At 71.8% G+C, this 16,815-nt stretch carries 16 protein-coding genes; 5 read left to right on the forward strand and 11 right to left on the reverse strand.

Annotation, left to right across the window (positions count from 1 at the left end; translation table 11 throughout):
• Positions 1-3: 3 nt before the first annotated feature.
• From BLW85_RS30955 to BLW85_RS30970, 4 genes are all read left to right on the forward strand, one after another.
• On the forward strand, positions 4-840 hold the full coding sequence (locus BLW85_RS30955) for an enoyl-CoA hydratase/isomerase family protein (RefSeq protein ID WP_070022836.1): 837 nt from the start codon (positions 4-6) through the stop codon (positions 838-840).
• A 182-nt stretch (positions 841-1,022) separates the two neighbouring features.
• Positions 1,023-1,892: a methylenetetrahydrofolate reductase gene (locus BLW85_RS30960; protein ID WP_074994222.1), complete on the forward strand. Its 870-nt coding sequence runs from the start codon at positions 1,023-1,025 to the stop codon at positions 1,890-1,892.
• Between the two features lie 77 nt (positions 1,893-1,969).
• Positions 1,970-3,457: an AlkA N-terminal domain-containing protein gene (locus BLW85_RS30965; RefSeq protein WP_074994224.1), complete on the forward strand. Its 1,488-nt coding sequence runs from the start codon at positions 1,970-1,972 to the stop codon at positions 3,455-3,457.
• Between the two features lie 12 nt (positions 3,458-3,469).
• The gene (locus BLW85_RS30970) at positions 3,470-3,964 is read left to right on the forward strand and encodes a methylated-DNA--[protein]-cysteine S-methyltransferase (RefSeq protein WP_074994227.1); all 495 of its coding nucleotides are present in this window, start codon (positions 3,470-3,472) and stop codon (positions 3,962-3,964) included.
• Between the two features lie 15 nt (positions 3,965-3,979).
• Here the strand turns inward: BLW85_RS30970 and BLW85_RS30975 are convergent, their stop codons facing one another.
• The 3 genes from BLW85_RS30975 to BLW85_RS30985 all read right to left on the reverse strand — a co-directional run bounded on the left by BLW85_RS30975 (position 3,980) and on the right by BLW85_RS30985 (position 6,378).
• The gene (locus tag BLW85_RS30975; protein WP_074994230.1) at positions 3,980-4,711 is read right to left on the reverse strand and encodes an SIR2 family NAD-dependent protein deacylase; all 732 of its coding nucleotides are present in this window, start codon (positions 4,709-4,711) and stop codon (positions 3,980-3,982) included.
• A 69-nt stretch (positions 4,712-4,780) separates the two neighbouring features.
• Positions 4,781-5,278 carry an NUDIX domain-containing protein gene (locus BLW85_RS30980; RefSeq protein ID WP_070022787.1) on the reverse strand — a complete coding sequence of 166 codons (498 nt, stop codon included), beginning with the start codon at positions 5,276-5,278 and terminating at the stop codon, positions 4,781-4,783.
• Positions 5,275-6,378 carry an ADP-ribosylglycohydrolase family protein gene (locus BLW85_RS30985; protein WP_074994232.1) on the reverse strand — a complete coding sequence of 368 codons (1,104 nt, stop codon included), beginning with the start codon at positions 6,376-6,378 and terminating at the stop codon, positions 5,275-5,277. The genes BLW85_RS30980 and BLW85_RS30985 overlap by 4 nt, the downstream gene beginning before the upstream one ends.
• Before the next feature lie 153 nt (positions 6,379-6,531).
• Here BLW85_RS30985 and BLW85_RS30990 point away from each other — a divergent pair, with 153 nt between their 5' ends.
• Entirely contained in the window at positions 6,532-7,668 is a 1,137-nt protein-coding gene (locus BLW85_RS30990; RefSeq protein WP_074994235.1) for a glycerate kinase, read from the forward strand.
• 92 nt (positions 7,669-7,760) lie between these two features.
• On the opposite strand, the gene pssA is transcribed toward BLW85_RS30990, so the two are convergent.
• From pssA to BLW85_RS31030, 8 genes are all read right to left on the reverse strand, one after another.
• The gene (pssA, locus tag BLW85_RS30995; RefSeq protein WP_070022784.1) at positions 7,761-8,579 is read right to left on the reverse strand and encodes a CDP-diacylglycerol--serine O-phosphatidyltransferase; all 819 of its coding nucleotides are present in this window, start codon (positions 8,577-8,579) and stop codon (positions 7,761-7,763) included.
• A gap of 22 nt (positions 8,580-8,601) precedes the next feature.
• Positions 8,602-9,258, reverse strand: a complete 657-nt coding sequence (locus BLW85_RS31000; RefSeq protein ID WP_071828612.1) for a phosphatidylserine decarboxylase — start codon at positions 9,256-9,258, stop codon at positions 8,602-8,604.
• A gap of 181 nt (positions 9,259-9,439) precedes the next feature.
• Positions 9,440-10,645: an acyl-CoA dehydrogenase family protein gene (locus BLW85_RS31005; RefSeq protein WP_070022782.1), complete on the reverse strand. Its 1,206-nt coding sequence runs from the start codon at positions 10,643-10,645 to the stop codon at positions 9,440-9,442.
• A gap of 3 nt (positions 10,646-10,648) precedes the next feature.
• Positions 10,649-11,161 carry a MaoC family dehydratase gene (locus tag BLW85_RS31010; RefSeq protein ID WP_070022781.1) on the reverse strand — a complete coding sequence of 171 codons (513 nt, stop codon included), beginning with the start codon at positions 11,159-11,161 and terminating at the stop codon, positions 10,649-10,651.
• Positions 11,162-11,166: 5 nt separating this feature from the next.
• Positions 11,167-12,132 (reverse strand): HpcH/HpaI aldolase/citrate lyase family protein, encoded by a 966-nt coding sequence (locus BLW85_RS31015; protein WP_070022780.1) that lies wholly within the window; start codon positions 12,130-12,132, stop codon positions 11,167-11,169.
• A complete protein-coding gene (locus tag BLW85_RS31020) occupies positions 12,129-14,177 on the reverse strand; it encodes a protein meaA (RefSeq protein WP_070022779.1) in 2,049 nt (682 codons plus the stop codon). The genes BLW85_RS31015 and BLW85_RS31020 overlap by 4 nt, the downstream gene beginning before the upstream one ends.
• Before the next feature lie 9 nt (positions 14,178-14,186).
• On the reverse strand, positions 14,187-15,530 hold the full coding sequence (gene ccrA, locus BLW85_RS31025; RefSeq protein WP_070022778.1) for a crotonyl-CoA carboxylase/reductase: 1,344 nt from the start codon (positions 15,528-15,530) through the stop codon (positions 14,187-14,189).
• A 414-nt stretch (positions 15,531-15,944) separates the two neighbouring features.
• On the reverse strand, positions 15,945-16,763 hold the full coding sequence (locus BLW85_RS31030; RefSeq protein WP_186785482.1) for a TetR family transcriptional regulator: 819 nt from the start codon (positions 16,761-16,763) through the stop codon (positions 15,945-15,947).
• Positions 16,764-16,815 lie beyond the last annotated feature (52 nt).

Consider the following 16,815-nt stretch of genomic DNA (forward strand, 5'->3'; position numbering starts at 1 on the left):
GACATGACCGACATACCCGCGACGGTCCATCCGACCGGCCCCCGCCGCCCGTTCGCCTGCACGGCGATCCAGGCGGACCTCGACGGCCCCGTGCTGCGCGTCCGGCTCGGCGCCACACCGAGCGACACCACCCTCACGGTCGCCGCCCTCGACGACCTCCTCACCGTCCTCGACGGCCTCCACGAGCGGCCGGACATCCGGGTCCTGCTGCTGACCGGGGCGGGCGCGGACTTCAACCTGGGCGCCGAGCGCACCGAGTTCCAGTCGGCGCTGGCGCACGACCCCACCGGCACCGCCCTGCGCCGCATGAACGACAAGGCGCACCGCGTCTGCGAGGCCCTGGAGTCCACCCACGCGGTCACCGTCGCCCGGCTGCACGGCAGGGTGATCGGCGCGGGGCTCGCCCTCGCCGCGTACTGCGATCTGCGCGCGGGCGCCGACGACTGCCGGTTCCGGATGCCCGAGGTCGCCCTCGGCCTGCCCCCCGCGTGGGGCGGCGCCATGGGCCGGCTGATCGCCGAGGCCGGTGCCGCCCGGATCCGCGAACTCATGCTCACCGGCGAGAACTTCGACGCGGCCACCGCCCAGCGGATCGGCCTGCTGCACAAAGTCGCGTCCCCGGACTCCCTGGACGCGGCGGTCGACGCCTGGATCAGGCCGCTGCTGCGGCGCTCGCCCGAGGCGCTCGTCCTCACCAAGCGCATGCTGACCGGATACGCGCGGGCCGCCCGCACCTCCGAGGTGGGCCTGCTCGACGCCCATCTGCTCAGCGCCCATCTGGGACTGGCCCGCGCCGGACAGCCGGCCCAGCCCCCCGTGCCGGTTCGCTCCCACCACTGACCGGTCCGGCCCCGTCCTCGCCTCCCCCACCGTGACGGGGCCGTTGATCATCCGTGCCCAGCCGTGCCGCGCCGGCACGCCCGCGGGGCCGTGCGCGACGCGCCCGGGACGCGTGGCATCATCGGCCGGGGCCGGGACCCCGGCCGGCAGACGCCGCAGCGCACCGAGCCGCAAGGAGCACGATGAACCCCGCCGTCACCGCCCCCGCCGCGGTGGGCACCGCCCTCCTGGACGACTTCTCGCTGGAGATGACGGGCAAGGACGTGCCCGCGCTCCAGGAGGCGCGCGACAGCATCCCGCAGGGCACCCGGATCAACGTCACCTTCCTGGCCGGCGAGGACCACGCCGCCCGGCTCGCCGCGGCCCGCGCCGTACGGCGCTGCGGCTTCGTGCCCGTCCCCCACGTCTCGGCCCGCCGGCTGCCCTCCCGCGCCGCCCTGGAGGAGTTCCTCGCGGGCCTGGCCGCCGACGGCACCGCCGACAACGTCTTCGTGGTCGGCGGTGACCCCGCCCGCCCCGAGGGGCCGTACGAGGACGCCCTCGCCGTCATCCGCACCGGGCTGCTGGAACGCTACGGCGTCCGGCACGTCGGCATCAGCGGCTACCCGGAGGGCCACCCCGCGATAACCGGCCCCGCGCTGTGGTCGGCGCTCACCGACAAGGCGGCGGCCATCGGCACGGGGCCCTTCACCGGCGACGTGATCACCCAGTTCGGCTTCGACGCACAGCCCGTGCTCGACTGGCTGGCGCAGGTGCGCGCCCGGGGCGTCGACCTGCCGGTGCGCATCGGCGTACCCGGCCCGGCGGGCGTGCGCCGGCTGCTCGGCTACGCCACCCGCTTCGGCATCTCCACCAGCGCCTCCGTGGCCCGCAAGTACGGCTTCTCGCTCACCAACCTGATGGGCACCACCGGCCCGGACCGCTTCCTGCGGGACCTGTCCGACGGTTACGACCCGGCCCGCCACGGCACGGTCAAGGTGCACTTCTACACCTTCGGCGGCCTGCGGACCACGGCGGAATGGATCACGGACTTCCAGCGCCGGACCCGTTAGGACCCGCGCGGACGCCGGCCCACGCACATGTCGGAATTCCGCCAGCGGCCGGCCCGCGCGCTCGCCATCCTGGAGACATGCAGACAGCGACGCACCTCGACCGGGAGCACTGCGTGCGCGCCGTGCAGTCCAAGGACGCCCGGTTCGACGGATGGTTCTACACGGCCGTGCTGACCACCGGCATCTACTGCCGGCCCAGCTGCCCCGTCGTCCCGCCCAAGCCCGAGAACATGACGTTCCACCCGAGCGCGGCCGCCTGCCAGCAGGCCGGGTTCCGGGCCTGCAAGCGGTGCCGCCCGGACACCAGCCCCGGCTCCCCGGAGTGGAACCTGCGCGCCGACCTGGTGGCGCGCGCCATGCGGCTGATCGCCGACGGCGTCGTGGACCGCGAGGGCGTGCCCGGCCTCGCCGCCAGGCTCGGCTACAGCACCCGCCAGGTGGAGCGGCAGCTCCTCGCCGAGCTGGGCGCGGGCCCCCTCGCACTGGCCCGCGCCCAGCGCGCCCAGACCGCGCGGCTGCTGATCGAGACCACCGCGCTGCCCATGGCGGAGATCGCCTTCGCGGCCGGGTTCTCCTCCATCCGCACCTTCAACGACACCGTCCGCGAGGTCTTCGCCCTCTCCCCGAGCGAGCTGCGGGACCGGGTCCCCGCTCGCCGGGCGCCCGGCGACGGCACCCCCGGCACCCTCTCCCTGCGCCTGCCGTTCCGCGCCCCGCTCAACCCGTCCAACCTCTTCGGCCACCTCGCCGCCACCGCCGTGCCCGGCGTCGAGGAATGGCGCGACGGCGCCTACCGCCGCACCCTGCGGCTGCCGTACGGCCACGGGATCGTCGCCCTCACCCCCCGCCCCGACCACATCGCCTGCCGCCTCACCCTCAGCGACCTGCGCGACCTCCCCGTGGCGATCAGCCGCTGCCGCCGGCTGCTCGACCTGGACGCCGACCCGGTCGCCGTGGACGACCCGCTGCGCACCGACCCGCTGCTCGCCCCGCTGGTCGACGAGGGGCCGGGCCGCCGGGTGCCGCGCACCGTGGACGAGGCCGAGTTCGCCGTCCGGGCCGTGCTCGGACAGCAGGTCTCCACGGCCGCCGCCCGCACCCACGCGGCCCGCCTGGTCACCTCCCACGGCAAGCCCCTGGACGACCCCGAGGGCGGCCTCACCCACCTCTTCCCGTCCCCCGAGGCGCTGGCCGCCGTCGACCCCGAGACCCTGGCGATGCCCCGCACCCGGCGCACCACCTTCACCACCCTCGTGCGTCAACTCGCGGACGGCACCCTCCACTTGGGGGTGGAATCCGACTGGGCCGAGGCGCGCGCCCGGCTGCTCGACCTGCCCGGCTTCGGGCCCTGGACGGTCGACGTCATCGCCATGCGCGCCCTCGGCGACCCCGACGCCTTCCTCCCCACCGATCTCGGCATCCGGCGCGCGGCCGGCGCGCTCGGCCTGCCGTCCACCCCCGCCGCGCTCACCGCGCGCGCCGAGGCATGGCGCCCGTGGCGCGCGTACGCGGTGCAGTATCTGTGGGCGACCGACAGCCATCCCATCAACTTCCTGCCCGTGTAAGAAGGTTCCACCGTGACGTGTCACACCGTGATCGACAGCCCGTACGGTCCGCTCACCCTGGTCGCCGACGAGGACGACGACGCCCTGTGCGGTCTGTACATGACCGCGCAGCGGCACCGCCCGGCCGAGGAGAGCTTCGGCCCGCGCGACGACTCCCCGTCCTGCTTCGGCGCGACGCGGGAGCAGCTGACCGCCTACTTCTCCGGCGAGCTGCGGGAGTTCACCGTCCCGCTCGCGCTGCGCGGCACCCCGTTCCAGCGCAGCGTCTGGGAGCAGCTGACCCGCATCCCCTATGGGCAGACCCGCAGTTACGGCCAGCTCGCCGACGCCCTCGGCAAGCCCGGCGCCTCCCGCGCGGTCGGCCTCGCCAACGGCCGCAACCCCGTCGGCATCATCGTGCCCTGCCACCGCGTCGTCGGCACCGACGGCAGTCTCACGGGCTACGGCGGCGGCCTGGAACGCAAGCGCCGGCTGCTGGACTTCGAGCGCGGCACCGCCCTGTTCTGACCTGCTCCCGCCGGCCTACACCTGCCGGGCCAGGTCGCCCAGCAGCCGGGGCAGCGCGGTCCCGATGGGTTCGCGGACCACCTCGTCGGCCCGGTCGTCGTACGGCGTCGGCTCCGCGTTGACGACGATCAGCCGGGCGCCGTGGTCCGCGGCGACCCCCGCGAGTCCGGCGGCGGGCTGCACCTGGAGGCTGGAGCCGACCGCGATGAACAGCTGACATGCCTTGGTGACGGCCACCGCCTGGCCCAGCACCATGGGGTCGAGGCGCTCGCCGAACATCACGGTGGCGGACTTCAGGATGCCGCCGCACTCCAGGCACCGCGGATCGTCCTCGCCCGCCTCCACCCGGGCGAGGGCGTCCGCCATCGGGCCCCGCGCATGGCATCGGGTACAGACGAACTCGCGCGCCGTGCCGTGCAGTTCCAGCGCCTTGCGGGCGGGCAGCCCGGCCGCCTGGTGCAGCCCGTCCACGTTCTGGGTGATCACCCGCACCGGCACGCCGGACCGCTCCAGCTCCACGACGGCCCGGTGGGCGGCGTTGGGTTCGGCCCGCAGCGCCTGGTTGTCGCGCCGCATCCGCCAGGACCGGCGCCGGATCTCCGGATCGCCCATGTAGTACTCGTACGTGACCAGCTTCTCCGCCTCCGGATCCCGCCGCCACAGCCCGGCCGGACCCCGGTAGTCGGGGATGCCGGAGTCGGTGGAGATACCTGCGCCACTGAGAATGGCCACGAGAGGCTTGCCCATGGGGCCGAGGGTAGATCGCCGGGCTCACCGGGGCGAACGGATATCGGGACGGGCGGTGCCGGAGCGGCCCTAGGCGGCGCGGTGGCCGTTCTCCAGCTCCGCCGGGCCCGAGCCGTCGGCGAGGACGTCGAGGGCGGCGAGGACGCGGCGGCCGAGCGCGCCGGGCAGATGGGCGGGCAGCTCCTCGCGCGGCACCAGCCGCCAGGACAGCAGCTCCTCCTCCTGCAACCGGATCGACTTCAGCTCGTCCTCCGTGAGGACCCCGCCGTCGTACACGTACGCCACCAGTGGCGGCCGTTGCGCGCCGGGCACCCAGTCCACGGCCAGCAGCCGCCCGAGCGGCCGGTCCAGGCCGATCTCCTCCAGCGTCTCCCGGCGCGCGCCCTGACGGGGCGTCTCCCCGTCATCCGACTCGACCGTGCCGCCCGGAAGTCCCCAGCCCGCACGGTAGTTGGGCTCGACCAGCAGCACGCGCCCCTCGGCGTCCCGGAAGAGCGCGGCGGCCCCGGCGAGCACCCGGGGCAGACCCGCGATGTACGCGGCGTAGTCGGCAGTCGTGGTCGTCATGGGGGAAGGGTAACCAGTGGCGGGCCCTGTGAACCGGCCGTCGCCAGGCGCACGGTGCGTTCGGCCAGCGCACTGATCCGCGCCCCGTCGAAACCGAAGACCGCGCTGCGGACCGTGTCTTGGAGGGGGTCCTTCCAGCGGCCCGGCAGGGCGGCGGCCCCGGTGCGCACCCCGGCCACCGAGCCCGCCGTCGCCCCGTTGGAGTCGGTGTCCAGACCGCCGCGCACGGTGAGCGCGAGGGTGCGGGTGAAGTCGTCGTCGCCGTACAGCAGCCCGGCGGTGAGCACGGCCGCGTTCGGCACGGTGTGGATCCAGCCCCCGGCACTCTCCCCGGTCGCGGTGGCGACGGTGTCCGCCCACGCGAGACCGGTCTCGTGCAGCGACATGACGCGCCGCACGGTACGGGCGAGACGGCTGCTCCCCGGGATCACGCCGAGCGCGGTGTCCAGCGCGGCCCGCACGGTCGGCGCGGTGAACGCGGCCGCGATCAGCGCCGCCGCCCACATGGCGCCGTAGACCCCGTTGCCGGTGTGGGACAGCACGGCGTCACGGCGGGCCAGACCGGCGGCGCGGACGGGATCGCTGGGGCAGGTCCAGCCGAAGACGTCGGCGCGGATGAGGGCGCCGATCCACTCCTGGTACGGGTTGTCGTACGTCGCCGTCAGCGGCGGCCGCAGACCGGTCGCGAGATTGCGGTACGCCGCCCGCTCCGCCGTGAAGGTCTGGAGGTAGGGGAGCCGCAGCAGCCACAGTTCGCCGACGTCCTCGGTGCTGAAGCCGAAGCCGCGCGTCTCCAGCAGGTGCAGTCCGAGGACGGTGTAATCCACGTCGTCGTCGCGGCAGCTGCCGTGGATCCGGCCGCGCACGCAGGCGCGCCACTCCGGGCGCAGGGCGGCGGCGTCGGCCTCGCCGGCGGGCTCGGGCAGGTAGTCGGTGAGCGGCAGCGCGCCGGCCCGGCGCAGATATCCGTCGATGCGCTCGCGGGTCCACACCTCGCCCTGTTCGACCGGTTTGCCGAGCATGTTGCCCGCGATCCGGCCGAGCCAGCCGCCGTGGATCCGGTCGGCGAGCCCAGCGGGTGCGGGGTGATCGCAGCTCATGGCTGGCGTCTACCCGTTTTTCCCGGCCCTGTTCGGCCCGTGGGCAGGGGCATGACGGCGGGGGCCCGGCGAGGTTAAGGTCACAGCGGCGCGACTGGCCCCGACGTGCGCGGGGCCCGGAGAGCAAGGGGATGGCAAGTGGCGGACGCTGCAGTGGACGGGACCCGGCGGGTCCTCGTCGCCGCTGACAAGTTCAAGGGCTCGCTGACGGCCGTGCAGGTCGCCGAGCGGGTGACGGCCGGGCTGCGCCGGGTCGTGCCGGATCTGCCGGTGGAGGCGCTGCCGGTGGCCGACGGCGGCGACGGCACCGTGGCCGCGGCGGTCGCGGCCGGTTTCGAACGCCGCGAGGTGCGGGTCGCCGGGCCGCTGGGCGAGGCGGTGACGGCCGCGTTCGCGCTGCGCGACGGCACCGCGGTGGTGGAGATGGCCGAGGCGAGCGGCCTGCAACGGCTGCCCGCCGGTGTCCTCGCGCCGCTGACCGCCTCCACGTACGGCTCCGGTGAGCTGCTGCGGGCCGCGCTGGACGCGGGCGCGCGGACGATCGTGTTCGGCGTCGGCGGCAGCGCCACCACCGACGGCGGCGCCGGGATGCTCGCGGCACTGGGAGCGCGGTTCCTGGACGGGGACGGCGCGCCGGTGCCGCCCGGGGGCGGCGGCCTCGCCGGTCTCGCCCGCGCCGACCTGTCCGGGCTCGACCCCCGGCTGTCCGCGGTGGAGCTGGTGCTGGCCAGCGACGTCGACAATCCGCTGACCGGGCCGAAGGGCGCGCCCGCGGTGTACGCCCCGCAGAAGGGGGCCTCCCCGGCTCAGGTGCGGGCCCTGGACGCGGCCCTCGGGCACTACGCGAAGGTGCTGGAGGCCGAGGTCGGGGCGCGGGCGGCCCAGTACGCGGCGGCGCCGGGCGCGGGGGCCGCGGGCGGTATCGGGTACGGCGCGCTGCTGCTCGGGGCGCGGTTCCGGCCCGGGATCGAGGTCATGCTGGACGTCCTCGGCTTCGCGCCGGCGCTGGAGCGGGCGTCGCTGGTGATCACCGGCGAGGGGTCGCTGGACGAGCAGACCCTGCACGGCAAGGCGCCCGCCGGGGTGGCGGCGGCCGCGCGGGCCGCCGGCAAGGAGGTCGTGGCGGTGTGCGGCCGGCTCGCCCTGTCCGAGCCGCTGCTGCGGGGGGCCGGGATCGGCCGGGCCTACCCCCTGACGTCCGTCGAGCCGGACGTCGCCCGGTGTGTCGCGGACGCGGGCCCGATCCTGGAACGCGTCGCCTCCCGCATCGCCGAGGACTTCCTGCGCTGACCGCCCGAGGGCCGCGCCGCCGGGCGCCGGGCACAGGGAAAGGGCCCCGAACCCAGCCAACCCTGGGTTCGGGGCCCTCGGTCACGACGCCGTCACGGCAGCTGCGCGGCGCGCGCCTCCCGCCGGTTGTCGCGGAAGTTGTTCACCCGGCGCGCCGTGGCGAACAGGGGAATCACCGCGCCCATGACCAGCTGGAGCGCGCAGCCCGTCTGGAGCAGCAGCTGCCCGGACGGGGCGTCGAAGGCCCAGGCGGCCAGCAGTCCCATCGACAGCACGATCCAGGACAGCATCGCCCCGGCGAGGCGGCCCCGCGGCTTCGGGTACTCCACCCGGCTCACCATCAGCCAGGCGGTGCCCACGATCGCCAGCAGCGTCGCCACGAACGGCAGCTCCAGCAGCACGATCGAGACGACCGTCAGCGCGCCGAACGGCGAGGGCATGCCCTGGAACATGCCGTCCTTCATCGTCACGCACGAGAAGCGCGCGAGCCGCAGTACCACGGCCAGCAGCACCACGATCGCCCCGAGCGCCGCCACCCGCTGGTGCGCGTCGTCCGCGACCATGCCGTAGACGAGCACGAAGTAGGCGGGCGCCAGCCCGAAGCTGATCAGGTCGGAGAGGTTGTCCAGCTCCGCGCCCATGGGGGAGGAGCGCAGCTTGCGCGCCACCAGTCCGTCGAAGAGGTCGAACACCGCCGCGCAGAGCATCAGGATGACCGCCGTGGCCGCGCTGTGGCGGGCCATGCCGGACTCCTGGCCTCCGGTGAGGTGCGGGATGAGGATGCCGGTGGTGGTGAAGTACACCGCCATGAACCCGCACGTGGCGTTGCCGAGCGTGAGGGTGTCCGCTATCGACAGGCGGAGCGAGAGCGGCATCTCCTCCTCTTCGTCCACCTCGTCGGCCTCGGGCACCCAGTTCGCCTGGGTCTCCGGATCAATCACGGTCAATGCGAGTCACCCCAGCCACGGTCTTCTGTCCGACCTCGACCGCGACCTCCACGCCCTCGGGCAGGTAGAGGTCGACACGCGAGCCGAAGCGGATCAGACCGATTCGGTCGCCCTGCTCGACCTTCGTGCCCTCGGGGATGTAGGGCACGATGCGGCGGGCCACCGCGCCGGCGATCTGGATCATCTCGATGTCGCCGAGTTCGGTGTCGAAGTGCCAGACTACGCGCTCGTTGTTCTCGCTCTCCTTGTTGAACGCCGGAACGAAGCCGCCGGGGATGTGCTCGACCGACGTCACCGTGCCCGCGAGCGGCGCGCGATTGACATGAACATTGAGCGGGCTCATGAAGATGGCGACGCGGGTGCGGCCGTCCTTCCACGGCATGATGCTCTGCACCACGCCGTCGGCGGGGGAGATGACCCGGCCCTGGGCGATCTCGCGCTCGGGGTCGCGGAAGAACCACAGCATGCCCGCCGCGAGCGCGGTGGCGGGCACGGCGACGGCCCGGGCGGCGCCGGAGCGGCGGGCGCGGGCCAGGCTGAGGGCTGCGGTGGCGACGGTCGGAAGAAGCCACGGCGATGCTCCGCGCGCGAGGCGTACGCCGGCCCGGCTGTCGCGAGATGCAGAGGTTTGGCTGTGGGGCATGGATGACCTTCGTAGCGGATGATGCCGCGCAAGACGGGGGACGGCGGCTTTTCCGGGGATCGTACCGGTCGCGGGCCGCAACTCGGCAAGCCAGGAAGCCGAGTCGGCGGCCGAAGAGCGGCGGAACAACGTCTACGGGGTGTGATCTTCCCCTCGAAGAAAACACCCCGTACCCGGACAATCAGCCCTGGAATCGATACTCTTCGAGCAACCTGCGGCCGATGATCATTTTCTGGATCTCGGCGGTTCCTTCACCGATGAGCAGCATCGGCGCCTCTCGGTACAGGCGCTCGATCTCGTACTCCTTGGAGAAGCCGTAGCCGCCGTGGATCCGGAAGGCGTCCTCGACGACCTCCTTGCAGTACTCGGAGGCGAGGTACTTCGCCATCCCGGCCTCCAGGTCGTTACGCTGCCCGGAGTCCTTTTTGCGTGCCGCGTTGACCATCATCGCATGGGCGGCCTCGACCTTGGTCGCCATCTCGGCCAGCTTGAACTGGATGGCCTGGTGCTGGGCGATCGGCTTGCCGAAGGTGTGCCGCTGCTGGGCGTAGCCCACGCCCAGCTCGAAGGCGCGCTGGGCGACGCCGCAGCCGCGGGCCGCGACATTGACCCGGCCGACCTCCACGCCGTCCATCATTTGGTAAAAACCCCGGCCGGTGACGCCGCCGAGCACCCGATCGGCCGGTACCCGCAGCCCGTCCATGATCAGCTCGGTGGTGTCGACGCCCTTGTAGCCCATCTTCTCGATCTTGCCGGGGATGGTCAGGCCGGGGCGCACCTCGCCGAAGCCCGGCTCCTTCTCCACCAGGAAGGTCGTCATGGACTTGTGCGGGGCCGTGCCCTCCGGGTGGCCCTCGTCGCTGCGCACCAGTACGGCCACGAGGGACGAGGTGCCGCCGTTGGTGAGCCACATCTTCTGGCCGGTCAGGACGTACTCGTCGCCGTCCCTGACCGCCTTGGAGCTGATCGCCGACACGTCGGAGCCCAGCGCCGGCTCCGACATCGAGAAGGCGCCCCGGATGTCACCGGCCGCCATCCGCGGCAGGAAGTGGTCCTTCTGCTCCTGCGTACCGTGCTGCTTGAGCATGTATGCGACGATGAAGTGGGTGTTGATGATGCCGGACACCGACATCCAGCCGCGGGCGATCTCCTCCACGCACAGCGCGTAGGTGAGCAGCGACTCGCCCAGGCCCCCGTACTCCTCGGGGATCATCAGACCGAACAGGCCCAGTTCCTTGAGGCCGTCCACGATCTGCTGGGGGTACTCGTCGCGGTGCTCCAGCTCCGTGGCGACCGGGATGATCTCCTTGTCGACAAAGTCACGGACCGTGGAGACGATCTCCTGCTGGACGTCGGTCAGACCGGCGGTCTGGGCGAGACGGGCCATGTCCTACTTCTCCTGCTGCTTGAGTTCAGGGCGGCCCGGCTGCTCGCCGCCGCGCTCCTTGATGTACGTCTCGGTGGGCACCATGACCTTGCGGCGGAAGACGCACACCAGGGTGCCGTCCTGCTTGTAGCCCTTGGTCTCGACGTAGACGATGCCGCGGTCGTCCTTCGACTTCGACGGCCACTTGTCCAGCACGGTCGTCTCGCCGTAGATCGTGTCGCCATGGAAGGTCGGCGCCACGTGCCTGAGCGACTCGATCTCCAGGTTGGCGATCGCCTTGCCGGAGACGTCCGGCACGGACATGCCGAGCAGCAGCGAGTAGACGTAGTTCCCGACGACGACGTTCTTGCCGAAGTCCGTCGTGCGCTCCGCGTAGTTCGTGTCCATGTGGAGCGGGTGGTGGTTCATGGTGAGGAGGCAGAACAGGTGGTCGTCGTACTCCGTGACCGTCTTTCCCGGCCAGTGCTTGTACGTCGCCCCGACCTCGAACTCCTCGTAGGTGCGTCCGAACTGCATGGCGCTCAGCCCTCCGGGATCTCGAACTTGGACGTGCGCCGCATGCCGGCGGCGCGTCCCTTGCCGGAGATGACCAGGGCCATCTTGCGGCTGGCCTCGTCGATCATCTCGTCGCCGAGCATCGCGGAGCCCTTCTTGCCGCCCGCCTCGGACGTGTAGTAGTCGTACGCGTCCAGGATCAGCTCGGCGTGGTCGTAGTCCTCCTGGGAGGGCGAGAACACCTCGTTGGCGGCGTCGACCTGGCCCGGGTGCAGCACCCACTTGCCGTCGAAGCCGAGGGCGGCGGCGCGGCCGGCGACCTCGCGGAAGCCGTCGACGTTGCGGATCTGGAGGTAGGGGCCGTCGATCGCCTGGAGGTCGTTGGCGCGGGCGGCCATCAGGATCTTCATCAGGATGTAGTGGTAGGCGTCGGCCGGGTAGCCGGGCGGCTGCTCGCCCACGACGAGGGACTTCATGTTGATGGAGGCCATGAAGTCGGCGGGGCCGAAGATGATGGTCTCGATGCGCGGGGAGGCCTGCGCGATCGCGTTGACGTTGTTCAGGCCCTGCGCGTTCTCGATCTGCGCCTCGATGCCGATCCGGCCGACCTCGAAGCCCATCGTCTTCTCGATCTGGGTCAGCAGCAGGTCCAGCGCCACGATCTGCTCGGCGTTCTGCACCTTCGGCAGCATGATGCAGTCGAGGTTCGGCCCGGCGCCCTCGACCACCGTGACGACGTCGCGGTACGTCCACTCGGTCGTCCAGTCGTTGACGCGGACCACCCGCGTCTTGCCCGTCCAGTCGCCCTCGTTGAGGAACTTGACGATGGTGTGCCGCGCCTCGGGCTTGGCGAGCGGGGCGCACGCGTCCTCCAGGTCCAGGAAGACCTGGTCCGCGGGGAGGCCCTGCGCCTTCTCCAGGAAGCGCGGGTTCGAGCCGGGAACGGCCAGGCACGAACGTCGCGGGCGAAGGCGGTTCACGGGGGTGGTCATGCGGGGACCTCCAGGGGGTCGAGCTTGTTCGCGGTGCGGATCTCGTCGACGATGCGGCCGATGATCCCGGTGATGTCGAAGTCCTTCGGGGTGAAGACGGCGGCCACTCCGGCTTCCTTCAGCTGCTCGGCGTCACCGTTCGGGATGATGCCACCTGCGATCACCGGTATATCTGTGGCACCGGCCACACGCAGGCGCCGCAGCACGTCCGGGACCAGCTGGGCGTGCGAGCCGGACAGGATCGACAGGCCGACCGCGTGCACGTCCTCCGCGAGGGCCGCGTCCACGATCTGTTCCGGGGTGAGCCGGATGCCCTGGTACACCACCTCGAAGCCGGCGTCGCGGGCGCGGACGGCGATCTGCTCGGCGCCGTTGGAGTGCCCGTCCAGGCCCGGCTTGCCGACCAGGAAGCGCAGCTTGCCGACGCCCAGGTCGCGGGCGGTGGCGTCCACCTTGGCGCGGACCTCGGCGAGCGCCGAGCCGGCCTGTGCGGGGACGGCCACCGGCGCGGAGGAGACCCCGGTGGGGGCCCGGTACTCGCCGAACACCTCGCGCAGCGCCCCCGCCCACTCGCCGGTGGTCACCCCGGCGCGGGCGCACTCCAGGGTGGCCTCCATCAGGTTCTCGGTGCCGCGGGCCGCCTCCTTCAGCCGCTCCAGCGCCTTGCAGGGGCGCGGATGGTTGAAGGGCGGCTGGTAGCGGGTGTCCCGCCAGTGCCGCAGCGAGGCGACGACGCGGGCCTCGACCGCCGGGTCCACCGTCTGGATCGCGGTGTCCAGATCGGCGGTGAGCGGGTTGGGCTCGGTGCCCTCGAAGGCGTTGACGCCGACGATCTTCTCCTCGCCGGACTCGATCCGGGCCCGCCGCTCGGCGTGCGAGGCGACCAGCTGCGACTTCAGATAGCCGGACTCGACGGCGGCCATAGCGCCGCCCATCTCCTGGATCCGGTCCATCTCCGCGAGGGCGTCGGCGACCAGCTGGTCCACCTTGGCCTCGATCACCTTCGAGCCCTCGAAGATGTCCTCGTACTCCAGCAGGTCGCTCTCGTAGGCGAGCACCTGCTGGATGCGCAGCGACCACTGCTGGTCCCAGGGGCGGGGCAGGCCCAGCGCCTCGTTCCAGGCCGGGAGCTGGACGGCCCGTGCGCGGGCGTCCTTGGACAGGGTCACCGCCAGCATCTCCAGGACGATCCGCTGGACGTTGTTCTCCGGCTGCGCCTCGGTCAGCCCCAGGGAGTTGACCTGGACGCCGTAGCGGAACCGGCGCTGCTTCGGGTTCTCGATGCCGTAGCGCTCGCGGGTGACCTTGTCCCAGATGCGGCCGAACGCCCGCATCTTGCACATCTCCTCGACGAAGCGCACGCCCGCGTTCACGAAGAAGGAGATCCGGGCGACCACGTCGCCCATGCGCTCCTGCGGCACCTGGCCGCCGTCGCGCACGGCGTCCAGCACGGCGATCGCGGTGGACATCGCGTACGCGATCTCCTGCACCGGCGTGGCCCCGGCCTCCTGCAAGTGGTAGCTGCAGATGTTGATCGGGTTCCACTTCGGGATGTGGGAGACCGTGTACGCGATCATGTCCGTCGTCAGACGGAGCGAGGGTCCCGGCGGGAAGACGTGGGTGCCGCGGGACAGGTACTCCTTGACGATGTCGTTCTGGGTCGTGCCCTGGAGCTTGGTGATGTCCGCGCCCTGCTCCTCGGCGACGACCTGGTAGAGCGCCAGCAGCCACATGGCGGTGGCGTTGATCGTCATCGAGGTGTTCATCTGCTCCAGGGGGATGTCCTGGAACAGCCGGCGCATGTCACCGAGGTGCGAGACCGGCACGCCGACCCGGCCCACCTCGCCGCGGGCGAGGATGTGGTCGGGGTCGTAGCCGGTCTGCGTCGGCAGGTCGAACGCCACCGACAGACCGGTCTGGCCCTTGGCGAGGTTGCGCCGGTACAGCTCGTTGGACGCCTCGGCCGTGGAGTGACCGGCGTAGGTCCGCATGAGCCACGGACGGTCCTTTTCCCTCCGGGTGTCCGAAGGCTGACGCTCTGTCATCTATGGCTCTCAGACGTTGCGGAAGCGGTTGATGGCGTCGATGTGCTTGGCGCGCATCTCCTCGTCGCGCACGCCGAGGCCTTCCTCGGGGGCGAGGCAGAGCACGCCGACCTTGCCCTGGTGCAGATTGCGGTGGACGTCGTAGGCGGCCTGGCCGGTGTCCTCCAGGGAGTACACCTTCGACAGGGTCGGGTGGATCCTGCCCTTGGCGATGAGCCGGTTGGCCTCCCATGCCTCGCGGTAGTTGGCGAAGTGCGAGCCGATGATCCGCTTCAGCGACATCCACAGGTAGCGGTTGTCGTACTCGTGCATGTAGCCCGACGTCGAGGCGCAGGTGGTGATGGTGCCGCCCTTGCGGGTGACGAAGACCGAGGCGCCGAAGGTCTCGCGGCCCGGGTGCTCGAAGACGATGTCGATGTCCTCGCCGCCGGTGAGTTCGCGGATGCGCTTGCCGAAGCGCTTCCACTCCTTGGGGTCCTGGGTCTGCTCGTCCTTCCAGAACTTGTAGCCCTCGGCGTTGCGGTCGATGATCGACTCGGCGCCCATCGACCGGCAGATGTCCGCCTTCTGCTCGCTGGAGACGACGCAGATCGGGTTGGCGCCGCCGGCGAGGGCGAACTGGGTGGCGTAGGAGCCGAGGCCGCCGCTCGCGCCCCAGATCAGGACGTTGTCGCCCTGCTTCATGCCGGCGCCGTTGCGGGAGACGAGCTGCCGGTAGGCGGTGGAGTTCACCAGGCCCGGGGCCGCCGCCTCCTCCCACGACAGGTGCGCGGGCTTGGGCATCAGCTGGTTGGACTTGACGAGCGCGATCTCGGCGAGGCCGCCGAAGTTGGTCTCGAAGCCCCAGATGCGCTGCTCCGGGTCGAGCATCGTGTCGTTGTGCCCGTCGGAGGACTCCAGCTCCACCGAGAGGCAGTGGGCGACGACCTCGTCACCGGGCTTCCAGGCGTTGACACCGGGGCCGGTGCGCAGGACGACGCCCGCGAGGTCGGAGCCGATGATGTGGTACGGCAGGTCGTGGCGCTTGGCCAGCTCGTTGGTGCGGCCGTAGCGCTCCAGGAACCCGAACGTGGACAGCGGCTCGAAGATCGAGGTCCACACGGAGTTGTAGTTGACCGAGGAGGCCATGACGGCCACCAGGGCCTCGCCCGGCCCGAGTTCGGGCACGGGGACGTCGTCCAGGTGGATCGACTTGCGCGGGTCCTTGTCGCGGGTCTCGAGGCCCGCGAACATCTCCGTCTCGTCCTTGTGGACGGTGATCGCCCGGTACGACTCGGGGAGTTGCAGGGCGGCGAAGTCCGCGGGCGTCGCGTCCTTCGACTGGATCGCGTCCAGGATGTCCTTCACGGTCACGGTGTTGCCTCCGGCGGTGAGCGCCCTGAGGGAGGGGCGCTTGAGGGATCGTCGGTGCTGTGCTGCTGAGGGTTTTCGGGGTGCCGTCGGTTCGGCGGATGGTGCTTCGGCAGCGCTTTGTGGCGCGGGAGGTTGCCTGTGACGCAGGCGTCCGGGCGCGCGGACCGAGGGCCCGCTGGGACAGCCGAAGAGCGATCGGTCCTCGCTCGCCGGCCGCCCGGACATCTTCAACGTATGACACCGCGTGTCAGGTGACAAGGCACTGAGTGCCAGAACTTGCTCTCAGATGAAATCTTTACGTAACAAATGAGCGATGATCGATCGAACGGCCTCCCAAATCCACCGGAAAATGGGCTCTGACATGCCAAAACGGCCACCCCGAAGGGTGGCCGTCATCACAGCGGGGGAGCGGGCTCAGCGCTCCTTCAGCGCCTCCTCGATGGTGCGCATGACCTCGTCCAGCGGTGCGTCGGTGCGGGCGACGGTGACGAGCACCTCGCCGTGCGCCGAGACGGCCGCCGGGGCGCTCGCGGCCGGCCGGGCGGTCGTGCCGCGCCCCGCGCCGATGCCGGTGCCGAAGGTCCGGCGGACGATCGCGAAGGCGTGGTCCAGCTGCGCCTCCACGTCGCCCTGGCCGTCCGCCCGCAGCCAGCGCCGCAGCACGTGGTTGTGGGCGGTGACGACCGCGGAGGCGGCGACCTCGGCCAGCAACGGGTCGTCGTTGGCGTCGTCGGCGTGCGCGCGCTCGTCGAAGTGGCCGAGCAGATAACGGGTGAACAGGCGCTCGTAGCGGGCCACCGAGGCGATCTCGGCCTCGCGCAGGGTGGGCACCTCGCGGGTCAGCCGGTAGCGGGCCACCGAGATCTCCGGCTGCGCCGCGTACATCCGCATGACTTCCTTGATGCCACGGCACACCGTGTCGAGCGGGTGCTCGTGCGCCGGGGCGGCGTTGAGCACCGCCTCGGCGCGGACCAGGGTGTCGTCGTGGTCCGGGAAGATCGCCTCCTCCTTGGAGCGGAAGTGGCGGAAGAAGGTACGGCGGGCGACGCCGGCCGCCGCCGCGATCTCGTCGACGGTGGTGGCCTCGTACCCCTTGGTCGCGAACAGCTCCATCGCTGCGGCCGCCAGTTCCCGGCGCATCTTGAGCCGCTGGGCGGCGGCGCGGCTGCCTGCGGCACTCTCCGGCGCGTCGGGCGTAGCTGGTGTACGTGAGGACTTGGCGGGCTGGGACATGACCCGAACGTACTGCATGGACCCGGTGCGGTGCGCCGCGGTCCCGTATCCC

The sequence above is a fragment of the Streptomyces misionensis genome (assembly GCF_900104815.1).
In the GTDB taxonomy this organism is placed as follows: Bacteria; Actinomycetota; Actinomycetes; order Streptomycetales; family Streptomycetaceae; genus Streptomyces; species Streptomyces misionensis.

What these genes read in the sequence shown, in the direction of transcription:
- BLW85_RS30955 (WP_070022836.1), top strand. Translation starts at nt 4, where the DNA reads ATGACCGACATACCCGCGACGGTCCATCCGACCGGCCCCCGCCGCCCG.
- BLW85_RS30960 (WP_074994222.1), top strand. Translation starts at nt 1,023, where the DNA reads ATGAACCCCGCCGTCACCGCCCCCGCCGCGGTGGGCACCGCCCTCCTG.
- BLW85_RS30965 (WP_074994224.1), top strand. Translation starts at nt 1,970, where the DNA reads ATGCAGACAGCGACGCACCTCGACCGGGAGCACTGCGTGCGCGCCGTG.
- BLW85_RS30975 (WP_074994230.1), bottom strand. Translation starts at nt 4,711, where the DNA reads ATGGGCAAGCCTCTCGTGGCCATTCTCAGTGGCGCAGGTATCTCCACC.
- BLW85_RS30980 (WP_070022787.1), bottom strand. Translation starts at nt 5,278, where the DNA reads ATGACGACCACGACTGCCGACTACGCCGCGTACATCGCGGGTCTGCCC.
- BLW85_RS30985 (WP_074994232.1), bottom strand. Translation starts at nt 6,378, where the DNA reads ATGAGCTGCGATCACCCCGCACCCGCTGGGCTCGCCGACCGGATCCAC.
- BLW85_RS31000 (WP_071828612.1), bottom strand. Translation starts at nt 9,258, where the DNA reads ATGCCCCACAGCCAAACCTCTGCATCTCGCGACAGCCGGGCCGGCGTA.
- BLW85_RS31005 (WP_070022782.1), bottom strand. Translation starts at nt 10,645, where the DNA reads ATGGCCCGTCTCGCCCAGACCGCCGGTCTGACCGACGTCCAGCAGGAG.
- BLW85_RS31010 (WP_070022781.1), bottom strand. Translation starts at nt 11,161, where the DNA reads ATGCAGTTCGGACGCACCTACGAGGAGTTCGAGGTCGGGGCGACGTAC.
- BLW85_RS31015 (WP_070022780.1), bottom strand. Translation starts at nt 12,132, where the DNA reads ATGACCACCCCCGTGAACCGCCTTCGCCCGCGACGTTCGTGCCTGGCC.
- BLW85_RS31020 (WP_070022779.1), bottom strand. Translation starts at nt 14,177, where the DNA reads ATGACAGAGCGTCAGCCTTCGGACACCCGGAGGGAAAAGGACCGTCCG.
- BLW85_RS31030 (WP_186785482.1), bottom strand. Translation starts at nt 16,763, where the DNA reads ATGTCCCAGCCCGCCAAGTCCTCACGTACACCAGCTACGCCCGACGCG.